The organism is Leuconostoc kimchii IMSNU 11154 (assembly GCF_000092505.1).
Lineage (GTDB): Bacteria > Bacillota > Bacilli > Lactobacillales > Lactobacillaceae > Leuconostoc > Leuconostoc kimchii.
The window spans coordinates 95,687-110,348 of the sequence record NC_014136.1 but is presented as its reverse complement, the minus strand read 5'-3'; the positions used below and the strand labels follow the sequence as shown (position 1 = coordinate 110,348).

The following is a 14,662-nucleotide window of genomic DNA, read 5'->3' as shown; positions in this document are numbered from 1 at the left end:
TTACTGTTTTTTTTTTTGTGTTCCTCAGAAATTTGGATAATCACTATAAAGCGTATTATGCGCCATTACGCAATCTATCTTTCACAGACTGAGGTAAGTTAAGCCACACTAGATCATATGATTTTTTAATCATTTTTTCAACTTCCGTGTCGCTCAATTCTGTTGTGTTCAGTCGGATAGAATTCCAATGCTTTTTGTTCGTGTGATAGCCAGGAATCACATCATTGTAAAGCTCACGCATAATGATGTTGGCTTCTGGGTCACCCTTTAAAGTCAATAACGTGTTGTTGTCGGCTTTAGGTGACATAAGGCCAAACATTTTACCGTCCAAATCGAAATAAACTGTTTCCCAGTCTATACGATAATATACTTTAGCATGTGGTAACTGATTACCAAAACTTTCAAAACGTTTCATTCTTAACCAAATTTCGTTTTGGGACAACATAATGACTCCGATCGTATTAGCTATTCTATATGGGTTACTATTGGATAAAAAGTTATGGTAAAGATGATTTTGCATACTCAAAATACAGATAACATGTCATGTTTTTACAATAGTCTGTATATACAATGTGATTTTAATATTTGATTTAATCTAAAATTCTTTATAAATTCATTTTCTTACTAGCAATTTTTATTCAATAATAATACCTGAGTTAAGGCTTCAGTAATGCATGATTTCCCCAATCATTGATTTTCAAAAGTAGTGGTAGTAGCTCTTTAGACTTGTTGGTTAAACGGTATGCTGAATGGAAAGGTGCCTTGCTTCCAGTTAACTTTTTTGAAATAAGACCATCAGCTAACAAGGTGTTTAGTGAACGAACTAACATGATGTTAGTAATTTCAGGTACTTGATGCTTTAGTTGATTAAATCCAATCCCTTCATTTTGAGCAATAATCCAAAATAAATTAAGGCGCCATTTACCGGAAAAAATATCCATCGTTTTGGTGATACCACATGACCATTTGTCAGTTGATTGCATGCTTGAAATACCTCCTAAGTAACACAATTGTGCCTACTAGTTTATCTTTATGATATTGATTATACTTGTTTTACTTAGAAAAAGAGGGTAAATATGAATTTTTTAAAACAACTAGATATGAGAAAATCAATCAGACATTTCGATAGCAACTATGTAATTAGTGATGAAGAGATTATAGAGATACTCAATCATGCTGCTAATGCACCATCAAGCAATAATGCACAACCATGGAAAGTTGTCGTTATCAAGGATAAGAAATTATTAGTTGCACTTCAAAAGCTGTCTTTTAACCAAGAACAGGTCGGACAATCTTCGGCAGTATTTTTAATTTTAGGAGATAAACGCAACTATGATATTAATCATTTGATACAATCAAGCCGCCAATATAACTTGATTCAAGAGTCAGAAATTAATAATAAGGCACAAAGGATTAAAACGTATTATTCTTTACATCCCGAAGATAAAGAAGCAGTTGGTCTTCGTTTTGATATTGGCTTATTTAGTATGAATTTAATGCATGTTCTGCGAGCATTTGGTTATGATTCAGTACCAATGAGAGGGGTTGATTTTACTAAAATAATAAAAATACTTAGACTACCTAATGAATGGGATCCTATTCTTTTATTACCTGTGGGGAAGGCAGTCACATCAGGGTACTCACACAAACGGGAATCTGCTGAAAAATTCACGATAATTATTTAATTTAATTAATGCTTACATGATGAGTAACGGACATTTAGCAGAGGAGGCAAGATGACAGTATCTTCATGAGATGATAAACTAGACTTAGGTATCAACCTTTTACGGTTATTTGATACAAGTATCTGTTATTCAAATATTTGGTTTGATTTTATAATTGTTATTATCCTTAAAGGAGGAAATAAAATTGGTTGAATTTTATGTTGAAAGTGCTTTTAACAAAGATAATGAAAAATTAATTCTAGCTTTAAAACAAGTTTTCAGTAATCAATGAAAAGCACAAACTTAAAGTGAAGAGAGTTATGTCAAGTGTAAAGAATAAACTTTCTTAATTAATAGAGGTAGGCGTCATGTCATCACAAAAAGAAAAAATGCTAAATGGTCAGCTATACATCGCAAATGATCCTGAATTGAAAAATTTGAGTCGCCGTGGTCGAAAACTAGTAGATCAATATAACAATTTGCTTCATTTTAAGGAAAAAGAAGCACTGCTGTTGCTTCCAAAAATATTTAAATCGATCGGGCGTTCTTCTTATATTGAAAAAGATTTATATGTCGATTATGGATCTAATACTAGTATTGGAAACAATTTTTATGCTAACACAAGGTTGGTTCTTTTAGATGTTGCTGAAATTAACATCGGAAACCATGTGATGTTTGGACCAAATGTTAGCTTATTAACTGCCGGCCATCCAATTGATATGGAAATCAGAAATGAGGGATTAGAGTATGGCTTACCTATCCACATCCAAGATAATGTATGGTTAGGCGGAAATGTTGTTGTTAACCCTGGCGTTACTATCGGAACCAACTCAGTTATCGGTTCGGGCGCAGTTGTTACCAAGAACGTGCCATCAAATAGTATAGCTGTTGGCAATCCTGCCAAAGTATTAAGAAGCATAGATGAGCATGACCGTGCATTGTGGCGCGAAAAAAGAGAAACGTATTACAAAGACATGAGGGGATAAAAACATAATGATTCAGTATACTAAAATTGACATATTGGTATACTATGAATAGTAATTTTTAACGGATTGGACGAAGTAAATTATTAGTGATCTATTTTTTCTAGTCACTATCAAAATTAAAGACTATTGACTTTAGTCATCCGACGTTGTAGTATGATATATAATCATTTTTAGAGTGAAACAAATTGAACAGGAAAGTAACAGTTTATCAAAGCTAAGAAAGCTAATGGGTGATGTAAGTTAGCGTGCGTGCGATTGTGAAAATGACCTGTGATTGGTACATACGAATCGGTTTACCGTTTAGTTTGTAACGACTTGGCCTTCGTTAACGGGCACACCATTCGACTAGGATCACTTTCCAATGTCCGATGGTTAGTGAGTAACTATTTGGTGACAAATAGCCCTAACTCAGAATGGTATCGCGCTTATGGTAAGCCGCTTCTGTATTTTTATAGTACAGAGGCGGCTTTTTTTGATTGGAAAACTAACTTGTTCATTGTCACGCTAAAAATCAGATATCGTCATTAGAAAAAAGGGAGACATACGTATCATGAGTAAAACAACTAAATGGCTTATTGGTGGCGTAGCAATTGTCGCTATTGCTGGCATTGCTTACGCAAGCTTTGGTCCGAATACAGTCGGCAAAAAGAAGGAAACACTAACTGTTGGTATAATGGCGGGTGATAAACGCACTGATGAACAGTGGAAAATCATTAAACGTAACGCCCAAAAAGAAGGTTTAACTCTAAAAATTAAGACATTTACCGATTACACGCAACCCAATGCTGCACTATCATCAGGTGATATTGACGCTAATGCATTTCAACATTATATTTTTTTGAGTGACTGGAATAAAAGTCACAAGTCTAATATTGTGCCGGTTGGTGAAACAATATTAGTTGCTGGGCGTTTATATTCAGATAAACATAAAGCAATTAAAAATATTCCTCAAAATGGTATTGTTAGCATTTCAAACAGTAAAATTACTCAAGGTAGATCATTATTAGTGCTGCAATCTGCTGGTTTAATTAAGCTATCAGACAAGGTGAAAGATCCAACTATAAAGGATATTACTGAGAACAAGAAAAATTTGCAATTTAAGCAATTAGCTACTGATCAGTTAGTAAGAACTTTGCCCGAGGTTGATTTATCTTCAATTGATCCTAGTTTTATAGTAGGATCGGGCCGTTCCATAAAATCTGCTATTTATGTCCAACCTGTGGACAAAAGCACACACGGCGGTATTAATATTATTGCCACCACAAAAAATAAGAAAAATAGTTCTGCTGTTAAAAAATTTGTAAAAGCCTACCAATCAAATAACGTAGCAAATTATATTGATAACAAAAGCGGCACAGGAGAAATTGCAGTATGGCAGGGAGCACCAAAAGTACGATAAGATTTACAACATTTCTAGATAATTCTTTGTATGTGTTACAATATAGGTGTAGATAACCTAGTAGATTACCCGAAGGGAGGTGAGTGATAATGTTGTTGCTCAGTGACTTAAGGAGGTGATCATTTTATCTCCCAATTGTGGGTAAAACAATCGACTGTAGTTATAGTCGCTAAAAAATAACCATAACAAATAAATTGTCATGCGCCTTGTCATGTTGTTAATTGACGAGGCTTTTTTGTATATACATTCACTATTTTATCAGGCAGTATCTAAATGTGATCAGAGTAGCTAGTGGTAAATTGACAGTATATGGTTATTATTGATAAGATTAATCTTATCACATTGTTGGGAGATTTCAGTTAATGCACATAAACAAAAGAAAACCTGGATTAGGATTGTTATTAGCGTTCTTAAGTCCTTTTTTATGGTCAGTATCAGGTATTGTTGCTGAAGATTTATTTTTACACGCTGGTATCACCGTAAATTGGTTAGTCACGCTTCGTATGCTAATATCAGGACTACTGATTCTACTGTACGCAAGTATTAAACACCAAAAAATATTCGCTATTTTCAAAAATTTTAAAGATTGTTTTCAACTGATTATATTCACTGTTTTTGGCATGACAGCTTTGCAGTTTACATTTTTCAAAGCAGTAGATACAGGTAACGCTGCTACTGCGACCGTCTTACAATATCTAGCGCCCATACTCATCATACTTTTCTTATCATTGATTAATCAAAAACTTCCAAATCGAGCAGACACCATTTCAGTGATTCTGGCTATATTAGGCACAGTACTCATTGTGACACAGGGACATTTCAATTCGCTAAATGTCCCTCTAATCGCTGTATTCTGGGGTGTAATGGTGGCCTTTAGTGACGTCGTTTATACACTATTACCTCACAAATTAATTGGTAAATATGGCGCCTTAACTATTGTAGGGTGGTCCATGTTGACTGGTGGACTCATCATGAATTTTTTATTTCAGCCGTGGGGGAGTTCTCCTAAATTAAATACAATTATCGTTATTGAATTATTCATAGTCATAGTTTTTGGAACTATGTTTGCGTACTTATTTTATTTGCAAAGTTTACAATATATTGATCCTACCACTGTTAGTGTCTTAGGGGCTGTGGAGCCGCTCTCTTCTGCTATTTTAAGTGTGTTGTTTCTGAACATATCGTTTAATGCGACTGGTATTTTAGGCTTCATATTAGTGATTGGTGTTACTTTTTTACAGTATTGGTCAGTAAAAAACTTTGTTCCAAAATACCAAAGCTAGTATTTTGGAACAAAGTTTTTTCTATAAACATTTAATAGTCTTTTGAAAAGATTGTTTTTCTAGATAAATGATAACCAACTTCGTCCGTTACCTTCAAATATGAAAGGGTAAGGCTTTGTCAAAGTAGGTGCGTGAAGCTATGTTGACATATGCTTTGAAAATCAAAAAGCCGTGACTAATCACGACTCTTCAAATCTACTATTTCTACTTTAAGCTCGTGTTGCGCCCCACCAATTTGGCATTAATTCATTTAAAGTGGTGGTCTCTCGCGTGGCGTAATCAACCATTGTCTCTGTATCAGCATTTTTAATATTTAATTGCATTAAAAATTCTCGACAAGCACCACATGGCATGCCTCCGACACCAGAAGGTGCCTCGTCTCGGAAAGCTATGATGCGTTTGATTTTTGTTTGTTTACTTTGCTGATACGTGTTAAAAGCAGCGGCACGTTCAGCGTATATAAATGGTGACACTTCATGCGGATTATATAATACTTTTGCTTCGTTGTATAATTTTTCCCAAATATCCATCAAAAATCTCCTTTAAATTTAATTAAATAAAATCATATGAATTCAAATCATTTTACACTGTATCAGTGTGGTACCAAAGTGTGAAAAGCATCGTAACCGTACAATTTAAATAACCCTCATTAATTTATAGCTAATATACTTTTAATTTTGAGACAACATATTTTGCAGTTCTTCATAAACGCTTGGCAATTCAAAAATTTGATCTCGATCAATAAAGTGTTTTCCATTAGGTAAGAGAATAAACTTACATTTTAGATGTTCAGATAATTTTTGAGAATAGTGCGAGGGCACAATGTCATCATCAACAGCTGAAATAACAACAGCATTTTTAATCTTTGGCAAAATATCGTTATTTATGTCAAGAGAAGAGTCAGTGAACTCATGTAGCTGTGGTAATGTATGAGTAGTTTCATCAAACCCTGAAACTAAAACCAAATTAACATTTGATATTTGGTGTTGCGACACAAAACGAAGCGCCTCAATACAACCTAAGCTGTGACCAATGATTGTCATGTGATTAGATGGTTTGATAACTTCGTCAGCTTTTTGGTCCCATTCATTAACTCTAGGTTGGTCAGTATTAGGCATCTCAAGCATATTGACAGGGATAGAAAAGTTTCGCTTCATTTGATTGTTAATCCATGGGAACCAATTACTGTTTGGTGTTGCTGTGTAGCCATGAATTAAATAAATTTGATTGTCTAAGTGTTTCATTTGTGGTCTCCATAATTTTGTGAAAGAAAAAACGTTGTTCTTTAATTATACATAAGAAGATTCATTTATAAAACATTACGCATAGAGAAGGGTAGGTGTGGTATACTGTCGTTTATTAAAGAAACGGAGAGGCTCAATGATACGTGCTATTGTAGAAAATGATCTCATAGAATTGAATAAAATAAATCATGAAGAGCTTGGCTATAACTATTCTTTAGATAAATCGTTAATTCAACTTCGTAAAATTTTAAAAGATTCTGACCATCATTTTTTGGCAGTTTATGAAGATGATGTTACTAAGAAAGTTTTAGGTTATGTACATGCTGAAGTTTACGAAGAAATTTATACAGATCCTGCTCTCAATGTCTTAGCTTTAGCTGTTTTGAGTCATCATCATCATTCTGGTGTTGGCATCAAACTTATGTCATGGTTAGAGAAAACTGCTATTGATAATGATTTTAAATCTATTCGATTAAATTCTGGAATGAGTAGAACAAATGCACATGGTTTCTATGAACATATTGGCTATGTACATGTCAAAGACCAGAAAAAGTTCATCAAAGTTTTTTAATTTTAGTAAAAAATATTCTGCTTAAACCAATTAACTACAGTGATCAATATTTAGCAAAGACTTTGTTTAAAAAGACTTTGCTTTTTATTTTGATTTCAGTAATTGCTCGTTCTTGTTATAAAAGTATGGTTTAACTGTCAATGTTGACAAATGATGTTAAAAGTTTTAATATATGTTTAGACACGTATGTCTAAACATATATTAAATTAAGAGGTAGTAAAATGAAATACACAGTGATCACAGGCGCTTCTTCAGGTATTGGCAAAGCTTTTGCGCAACATTATGCTCAAAAAAACAATAACTTAGTTTTGATTGCAAGGTCAGAGGATAAATTGAAACTGATGAAACAGGAACTCGAGCAAAAATTTGGTATTAACGTTATGCCGTTGGCATACGATTTATCTATAGCAAACATCGCTCAAACAATATATACGAAATTGTCGGATAATCATATTGAAGTGGAGACGCTCATCAATTCAGCGGGAGTAGCAACTAATGGATTCGTGAATGATACCTCTTACGAGAGTCAACATAATGAGATCATGTTAAATGTTGTATCTTTATTTGATTTGACTAAATTATTTTTAAGTTCAATGCTTGCAAATAATGATGGTACGATTATCAATGTGGCATCAACTTCAGCTTACCATCCAATTCCTACCATGGCGGTCTATGCCGCCAGCAAGGCCTTTGTCTTATCATTTTCCGAAGCATTATCTGCTGAGACTCGGGGAACAAATGTTAATGTATTTGCGGTTAGTCCAGGTGCTACAGATACTAATTTCTTTTCAAATGGTGGCGTATCGTATGGTAACTTACGTACACCTGATCACGTCGTTGATATGACAATGTCTGCTTTAGAGAAGAATAAAATATCAAAAATTGATGGTTTCAATAATTACTTCACGAGTATGGTGCTACCTAGATTATTGACAAGAAACAGAATGGTTAAAATGGTTTATAATATAATGATGAAGCAAAAATGATTTAAAGAGGTGATGTTTTGGATAAAATAGAAAAACTCAGATACTTAACTAAAGCCGTTGATTTAGAAGGAGAAAAACAATTTGCTCAACTTTTATCTAGTGAAGATATTACGCCAACTCAAAACGAAGTGTTGAAAATATTAGACCGGTATGGCAGCCTATCGATTTCTGAAGTAGGTGATTTATTGATTTGTGGTTCGGACAACCCGAGTCGAGTTGTACAACGTTTGTTATTAAAAAATCTGATAATTAAGGAAAAAAATGGTAGTGATTCCAGAAAAACAAATTTAGTCTTAACCGAACTCGGGAAACAAACTTTAAATAAAACAACAATAATTGAGAATCAGTTTAATCACCAAATAGCTCAAAATTTCGAAAACACCATAGCAATAGATAAATTAATAGACATTTTTACCAAACAAATTTCAGGTTCAAAAACACTACAACAGATTTCTACTCGAGAGTTGTGATTTAATCTGAAAAATCTATTTGAATGATCTTTAATAAGGAGAATATATGTCAATCACGTACGAGAAACCTAATCAGATTTTTAGAAGTGAATTTGGATATATTAAATATCATATTGTAGGTTCTGGTGAACCACTGATATTGGTGCATGGTACACCATGGTCGTCCTTTAATTGGCGTAAAATAATACCTGCGTTAAGTGAATGGTTTACGGTCTATTATTATGATTTATTGGGTTATGGTGAATCTGAAAAAAACGTGTCTGATGTATCCTTAGGTGTTCAAAATGAAGTTTTATCTGCTTTAATTAAACATTGTGATCTTAACAATCCTAAAATTGTAGGGCATGATTTTGGTGGTGCCACTGTACTAAGAACATTTTTGATTAATAAAATTGATTTTGAACAAATACTATTAATTGATCCTGTGGCTGTCTCCCCATGGGGTTCGCCATTCTTTTCTCATGTTGCTTCTCATGAAACAGCTTTTAGTGGTCTGCCTAGTTATATTCATGAAGCCGTGTTAGAAAAATATGTGAACGGTGCCACTTTTCATAAGATGGATTCGATTACTCTAGCGGGGATTAAGAAACCATGGATAAGTGATGATGGACAAAAGGCATTTTATCAACAAATAGCGCAATCAAGTCAAAAATATACAGACGAAATTGAACCATTATACACTGATATTGAAAAACCAATTGTCATATTATGGGGACAAGATGATAGTTGGATACCAATAAAACAAGGAGAAAAGCTTAGTAAACTGCTTACTAACTGTTCTTTGATTCCGATTGAAAATGCAGGCCATTTGGTTCAAGAAGATCAACCAGCTTTAGTCTTATCGTATATTCTTAAGCATTTAAAGAGCATAAACTAATCAGCTCAAAAGATCGAAATTTAAATTTGTTCTCAATCAGTGACAAATTATTGTAATTTACGTAGTAGTTGAGAAAAAAGCAAGCGTGATTACCCTAATTATTTTAAAATGTTGTCGTTTATGAAATATAAAAATAGTGCTAATTAAAGTTTGTGAATTTTATAGTTTCACAAACTTTTTTGTGCTTGTAAACGTTGGTATATTATTATTTTTAATAGTATTTGTAAATAATCCTAAAAACATAAATTATTGAAGCTTTTGAGTATATTATTTTACAACAAAATTTATCTATGTTATATTTGCAGTGTTAAGTGGCGCTACTTAATATTTGTTAAAATAATGCATGATCAGAAAAGAGACGACCTTATGAAAAAATGGCAAAAATCTTTTCTTGGCTTGTTATGTTTGGTTTATATTTTTGTGCTGTCAATGACCATTTGGCCGAAATTCGTTACAACTACGAATGATTTTTTTGCTAAAATAACCGGTAATAATCCTATCAACCAACATGATCTATTGAATGTTTCTCAACTAGGTTTGCTAATACTTACTGTTCTTATTTTGTTTATTATTTTGTTTATACCAGTACAAAAAAAGGGCATTCTGCTTGAAAAACATAAGGAAGGTGTATTATCGTTGAGCAACGAGGGTATTATTAGTTTTGTGAATACAAGACTGTCCGGTTATGGTCTATCTAACATCAGGGTTAATTTTAAAAACACCAAGCATGTTAATCACTTCGATATTACTGCGGATTCATTGTATCAAAAGCATGTCATCGGACAATTACCCCAAATCAAGCAAATATTGACGAGTGAAATCCAAGAATTACTGTCCGGAATTGATGAAAAAAAACTGAAATTAAATATTAAAGTCGATCAAAAATCGACCAGTAGTTCACATAAAAAAAGGGCTACACGAGTTGTGTAGTAGAGTGGAGGAACGCAATTGAAGAATAAAATTCCCAATAGTTGGCTATTTGGTGTTCTAGGCTTTATCTTAGCAACTCTACTGATGACTGTTGGTTTTACTAATACTTTTTGGATTGTAGTTATAACAGTATTAGCAAGTACTGTCGGTTACTTGTTAGACAAATATGATTTTGATTTCACACCATTAGTACAAATTTTTAAACGTAAATAGCAGCCAGGAATACTGACTAATTGATCGACGTAGAAAGGAAATTATTATGGTTACAGAAAACAAGAGTACTCAAACTAGTTCAACAGATGTTAAAGGTGAATTAACCTTTAATGACAAGGTCATTCAAAAGATTGTCGGTTATGCCATTGAAAATGTTAAAGGTCTTCTTGGCGTAGACGGTGGTTTTGTCTCAAATATTAAAAATAAAATTGTCAACAGCGATGACCCAACGGATGGTATTGATGTGGAAGTTGGTAAAGAACAAGTTGCTGTTGACTTAGATGTCATTATGGAATTTGGTCACAATGCACATGATATCTACAAAGAGTTAATCAAAGTAACTGAGACACAATTAGAAAAAACAACGAGTCTAAAGTTAGTCGAATTAAATGTTCAAATTATTGATATCCAGACACAAGCTGAATATCAAAATTCTAGAGTGACACTACAAGACAGAGTTTCTGATGCAGGTAGTACGATCAAAGAAAAGACATCTGACGGTGTTAGTTCTGTTAAGGAAACAGCGAGCAACCTGACTGACGATGATAGTCGCGTTAAGTAACAATAATTAATTGACAAAGTCGACAAAAACCTTGGAATAATATTTCAAGGTTTTTTATGTGTATTGGTACCTAATATTATTTTTAAAGTGATGCTGCACAATCTAAAGAGAATATCAGCAAGGCGTTTGACAGTGTGTGTCTGTGCAGTCTGTGAGGAAGCATGATCAGGCACTTGTGAAGGCAGCACAGTGCAGACAAAATAATTAGGGGAAGCGGGAAAAACGATATTCTTTTGAATTTTTTCGATTGATTGTTGACAATTAGATATTTTTAGCATATTATGTAACATGTTAACTAATAAAAGTTAACATGTTACATAATTGGAGGAAATTATGGAAAAGAAAGAAATGAAAACGTTAATAGAAAATGCTTATGAAGATGTATTAAATAGTCTTAAAGTAGAAAAAATAGAAAACTATTTTGATACGCAATATCTTCAAACAACAGATGGCGTAAACTCAAATTTAAACCAATTCAGACAGCATATTGTGACTCTACACAAAGTGACACGTAAAGTACAAGTAACTAAATTTCAAGAAGAAATGTTTGATATAGAAAATCAGAAAATATTTCTCCACTATGTCGTTAGTGTGACCAAAAATAATGACAAAGTAGGGCATGTTGAGGTGTTTGCCGTATTTACAATAAACAAGGATAAAATTATCAGGTGCGAAGAACTCACACGGGCATTAGATGACCAAACTTTAAATGACTTGGGTAGTAAAAAATGATGCAAGACTTACAGAATACTATAATTAAAAAATTGATTAGCTTGTACAGCGCTCAAACACAAGTTCGAAATAAAAAAGACCATTTCAATCAGTCAAATACTTTACAAAACGTTAATTGGACACTTTCATTAAGACAACTAGAAGCCCTGTCTTTAATCAATACAAACAATCAATGTGATATTACAAAACTATCAAGTATGTTGTCTATTAGTAAACCAGCTGTTTCAAGGCTTATCAATAGACTCGAAGGTAACCAATTAATTACCGTTACTTCCGGTCAAGATAAAAGGCAAAAAATAGTTCAGCTAACCTCTCAAGGGGAAATATTGGCTGCACAACATGATCGTTTACACAGTGAAGCTCTTAAAGGCTATTTAGATATTTTAGATAGTTTTGATAATAGTGAGTTACTAGCGATTGAGAAATTTATAGATGCACTGAATCAAAATTTAAAAGATTAACACTGTACACAATATTTACATATTAATTAGGTCTATTCCGATTGAGAAAAAATAAACTAATTGAATACTAATTATTGATAAACTTTAATCAATTCAAAAACACTTGATTACGACGAATACAATCGTAATTAAGTGTTTTTATAGTTGTAAAAGACTTTTTAAACGATATATGTAAACAAGATTACAAATGGATAAATGTACATAATCAATATCAATAATTAAAAATTATCTTTAAAAAAAGCAATTGTTTTTTGCCAAGTTAATAGTGTTTCATTCATAATTTCTACATTGTGAAATTGACTTATAGCGATTGTTAGGTTGAAAAGGAACAGTTAACATATGACCCGTATGTTCAACACGCATTATCCTTAACTTGTTTTTGAACTGATATCTTTTTAATCGTTTCTCTATTCTTGTGGTTGCTAGTTCAGCGTTCCAAATTTCATCTTTTGTTGAAAATACACAGAAAATATTTCCGTTAGTTTTTTCCACAGGTATTTCGTACTCACTATTTTCCCTTACAATGGGAAAGCTTTGATTTTTGATCTTAGACCATATAAAACTTCTGTATGAAAACGGAAAGTAATTAATGTCTTTGCCTTTATAAGACCAAGATGATTTACGTATGGGTAATCTTTTATGACTTATACCCTCATAAACTATATTAGATGGGGAGTTTATTACAACACATTTGATTTGTGTGTAGTAACTTGCCGCAAGTAAAGCAAATTCTGCTCCTTTTGATCGACCATAAATACCAATACGATCCTTATCAGTTACATCGTGAGACTTTAAGAAGTCAATTGCTGACTTTATTATTTCTATTGGTATCTGACTAAGGTTTGATGTTAAGCCTTTTATGTTAAAATAACCAATCGCCAGAGCAGAAAATCCATGATTGGCTAGTAATTGTGCAATTGACTGAGCTTTTTCAATTCCGCCTTCACTGCCGCTTAATACAATAATCGCAGGTAATCTATTGGCATGTTTCGGATAAAAAATCTTCCTTGAAAGTTGCGTCGGTATATTATTTCACTTTGCACACTTTCACTCAAAAAAAAGCGTTTAATTTGACATTTATCAATCACCTTATGGTTGACTAACGCTTTGATTTCGAAAGTACATTCTTTATTGAGAGAAGTATTATTTTGTATTGACTTATCGATATTAATCTTACTATCAACTGTTTTTAAAAATGTTATACAGCCCATTGGGTAGGCGCCTGTGTATGTACCAGATAAGCTAGGAAAATAGTTTAAGTCAATATTTCCATTAGCGTCACTCAAAAAGGTATTTTCAGATAACCATTGCTGATTGTTTTTAATTTTTAAAGGGGCATTAATACAATAATAGGGAGAGATATTACGTACTTGGATTTCAACTTTTGAATGAGGAGGCAAGTTTTCCAACTTCATGTCAATTATTTCATCTACTGCTGAATTTATTTTTTCTATATTAAAAAACTTCATCGAATAATTATCCTTTTGTATTTGCTGGATTCCAAGGTAAGTTGTCCCAGACATCTTCTATTTTACTCATGAGTAGTGTTATTTTTGTTAACTCCTCAGTTGAAAATTCATTGATTACATTTTCTAATTCATTTTCTAAATATGTTTGTTGATTCATGTGCTCATAAAATACTTTTAATTCTTCGTTAGTAAGTGATAACGCTGATCTTTTAGCATTATTTTCTAATCTAGATTTAGTAATAATTCCTTTCGAAACTAATTTAGAAGTCATTTGTGATGCAGCACTTTTACTAATTTTTCTGACTTTTGCTAGTTGGTTAAGACTGATATCAGGATTTTTTCCTATACTTACAATTGTGTGTACTTCAGCTCAAATCTTGTGGCCACATTGCTACCAAAAAGTAATTTATATGTTTATTATGACAATAATAAGCATATAGTTGGTTTTTTAGGGGAAATGGACAGTTACATTGCTGGTCTATTTGTAAAAAAAGAATTTCAAACGTTGGGTATTGGAACGCAGCTAATTAATCATGTTAAAGAATTGAAAAATTCTTTAACGTTACACGTTTATAAGAAGAATAGCAAAGCATTAAAGGTCTATTTAAAAAATAACTTTGTAATTGATGCAGAGACGTTTGATAACGAAACAGATGAAATTGAATTTTCAATGACTTGGAAAAAATAGACATTTAAAGATTCAACAGTAACAAAAATTTTCATCAGTTTTTTGGTTGAGACACAAGTACTTTGAGTGTATACGACATAATTATTGACAGACAGAGATGAGTAAAATAATTAAATACTACAATCAG

General features: G+C 32.7%; 21 protein-coding genes. 14 read left to right on the top strand and 7 right to left on the bottom strand.

Going from position 1 to position 14,662, the window contains the following annotated elements:
* Window positions 1-55: 55 nt before the first annotated feature.
* Both LKI_RS01065 and LKI_RS01060 read right to left on the bottom strand, forming a co-directional pair.
* Window positions 56-445, bottom strand: a complete 390-nt coding sequence (locus LKI_RS01065; protein ID WP_013974993.1) for an MmcQ/YjbR family DNA-binding protein — start codon at window positions 443-445, stop codon at window positions 56-58.
* Window positions 446-656: 211 nt separating this feature from the next.
* A complete protein-coding gene (locus tag LKI_RS01060) occupies window positions 657-983 on the bottom strand; it encodes a winged helix-turn-helix transcriptional regulator (RefSeq protein WP_013102270.1) in 327 nt (108 codons plus the stop codon).
* 93 nt (window positions 984-1,076) lie between these two features.
* Between LKI_RS01060 and LKI_RS01055 the strand changes: the two genes are divergently transcribed.
* The 4 genes from LKI_RS01055 (at window position 1,077) to LKI_RS01040 (ending at window position 5,332) form a co-directional block, all read left to right on the top strand.
* Window positions 1,077-1,685: a nitroreductase family protein gene (locus tag LKI_RS01055; protein ID WP_013102269.1), complete on the top strand. Its 609-nt coding sequence runs from the start codon at window positions 1,077-1,079 to the stop codon at window positions 1,683-1,685.
* Between the two features lie 347 nt (window positions 1,686-2,032).
* The gene (locus LKI_RS01050; protein WP_013102267.1) at window positions 2,033-2,650 is read left to right on the top strand and encodes a sugar O-acetyltransferase; all 618 of its coding nucleotides are present in this window, start codon (window positions 2,033-2,035) and stop codon (window positions 2,648-2,650) included.
* 550 nt (window positions 2,651-3,200) lie between these two features.
* Entirely contained in the window at window positions 3,201-4,049 is an 849-nt protein-coding gene (locus tag LKI_RS01045) for a MetQ/NlpA family ABC transporter substrate-binding protein (protein ID WP_013102266.1), read from the top strand.
* Window positions 4,050-4,411: 362 nt separating this feature from the next.
* On the top strand, window positions 4,412-5,332 hold the full coding sequence (locus tag LKI_RS01040) for a DMT family transporter (protein WP_013102265.1): 921 nt from the start codon (window positions 4,412-4,414) through the stop codon (window positions 5,330-5,332).
* A 209-nt stretch (window positions 5,333-5,541) separates the two neighbouring features.
* Here the strand turns inward: LKI_RS01040 and LKI_RS01035 are convergent, their stop codons facing one another.
* Together LKI_RS01035 and LKI_RS01030 are read right to left on the bottom strand one after the other, a co-directional pair.
* On the bottom strand, window positions 5,542-5,862 hold the full coding sequence (locus LKI_RS01035; protein WP_013102264.1) for a cytidine deaminase: 321 nt from the start codon (window positions 5,860-5,862) through the stop codon (window positions 5,542-5,544).
* A 141-nt stretch (window positions 5,863-6,003) separates the two neighbouring features.
* A complete protein-coding gene (locus tag LKI_RS01030; protein WP_013102263.1) occupies window positions 6,004-6,576 on the bottom strand; it encodes an RBBP9/YdeN family alpha/beta hydrolase in 573 nt (190 codons plus the stop codon).
* 136 nt (window positions 6,577-6,712) lie between these two features.
* On the opposite strand from LKI_RS01030, the gene LKI_RS01025 reads away from it, so the two are divergent.
* The 9 genes from LKI_RS01025 to LKI_RS00985 all read left to right on the top strand — a co-directional run bounded on the left by LKI_RS01025 (window position 6,713) and on the right by LKI_RS00985 (window position 12,378).
* Window positions 6,713-7,147: a GNAT family N-acetyltransferase gene (locus LKI_RS01025; protein WP_013102262.1), complete on the top strand. Its 435-nt coding sequence runs from the start codon at window positions 6,713-6,715 to the stop codon at window positions 7,145-7,147.
* Window positions 7,148-7,368: 221 nt separating this feature from the next.
* Entirely contained in the window at window positions 7,369-8,133 is a 765-nt protein-coding gene (locus LKI_RS01020) for an SDR family NAD(P)-dependent oxidoreductase (protein ID WP_013102261.1), read from the top strand.
* A 17-nt stretch (window positions 8,134-8,150) separates the two neighbouring features.
* Entirely contained in the window at window positions 8,151-8,603 is a 453-nt protein-coding gene (locus LKI_RS01015) for a MarR family winged helix-turn-helix transcriptional regulator (RefSeq protein ID WP_013102260.1), read from the top strand.
* 46 nt (window positions 8,604-8,649) lie between these two features.
* Window positions 8,650-9,480 (top strand): alpha/beta fold hydrolase, encoded by an 831-nt coding sequence (locus LKI_RS01010; RefSeq protein WP_013102259.1) that lies wholly within the window; start codon window positions 8,650-8,652, stop codon window positions 9,478-9,480.
* A gap of 366 nt (window positions 9,481-9,846) precedes the next feature.
* The gene (gene amaP / locus LKI_RS01005) at window positions 9,847-10,410 is read left to right on the top strand and encodes an alkaline shock response membrane anchor protein AmaP (RefSeq protein ID WP_013102258.1); all 564 of its coding nucleotides are present in this window, start codon (window positions 9,847-9,849) and stop codon (window positions 10,408-10,410) included.
* 18 nt (window positions 10,411-10,428) lie between these two features.
* Complete coding sequence (locus LKI_RS01000; RefSeq protein ID WP_013102257.1) at window positions 10,429-10,623, top strand: DUF2273 domain-containing protein; 195 nt, start codon at window positions 10,429-10,431, stop codon at window positions 10,621-10,623.
* 46 nt (window positions 10,624-10,669) lie between these two features.
* Window positions 10,670-11,185: an Asp23/Gls24 family envelope stress response protein gene (locus LKI_RS00995; protein WP_013102256.1), complete on the top strand. Its 516-nt coding sequence runs from the start codon at window positions 10,670-10,672 to the stop codon at window positions 11,183-11,185.
* 333 nt (window positions 11,186-11,518) lie between these two features.
* Window positions 11,519-11,917: a hypothetical protein gene (locus LKI_RS00990; protein ID WP_013102255.1), complete on the top strand. Its 399-nt coding sequence runs from the start codon at window positions 11,519-11,521 to the stop codon at window positions 11,915-11,917.
* Window positions 11,914-12,378, top strand: coding sequence for a MarR family winged helix-turn-helix transcriptional regulator (locus LKI_RS00985; protein WP_013102254.1), 465 nt, complete (start codon window positions 11,914-11,916; stop codon window positions 12,376-12,378). The genes LKI_RS00990 and LKI_RS00985 overlap by 4 nt, the downstream gene beginning before the upstream one ends.
* A 270-nt stretch (window positions 12,379-12,648) precedes the next feature.
* On the opposite strand, the gene LKI_RS11235 is transcribed toward LKI_RS00985, so the two are convergent.
* The 3 genes from LKI_RS11235 to LKI_RS00975 form a co-directional block, all read right to left on the bottom strand.
* Window positions 12,649-13,194: an acyl-CoA thioester hydrolase/BAAT C-terminal domain-containing protein gene (locus LKI_RS11235; protein WP_423202009.1), complete on the bottom strand. Its 546-nt coding sequence runs from the start codon at window positions 13,192-13,194 to the stop codon at window positions 12,649-12,651.
* Between the two features lie 137 nt (window positions 13,195-13,331).
* Window positions 13,332-13,847, bottom strand: a complete 516-nt coding sequence (locus tag LKI_RS00980) for an acyl-CoA thioesterase/BAAT N-terminal domain-containing protein (RefSeq protein ID WP_013102252.1) — start codon at window positions 13,845-13,847, stop codon at window positions 13,332-13,334.
* Window positions 13,848-13,854: 7 nt separating this feature from the next.
* Entirely contained in the window at window positions 13,855-14,202 is a 348-nt protein-coding gene (locus LKI_RS00975) for a MarR family winged helix-turn-helix transcriptional regulator (RefSeq protein WP_187286366.1), read from the bottom strand.
* Window positions 14,203-14,205: 3 nt separating this feature from the next.
* Between LKI_RS00975 and LKI_RS00970 the strand changes: the two genes are divergently transcribed.
* On the top strand, window positions 14,206-14,535 hold the full coding sequence (locus LKI_RS00970; protein WP_341271173.1) for a GNAT family N-acetyltransferase: 330 nt from the start codon (window positions 14,206-14,208) through the stop codon (window positions 14,533-14,535).
* Window positions 14,536-14,662 lie beyond the last annotated feature (127 nt).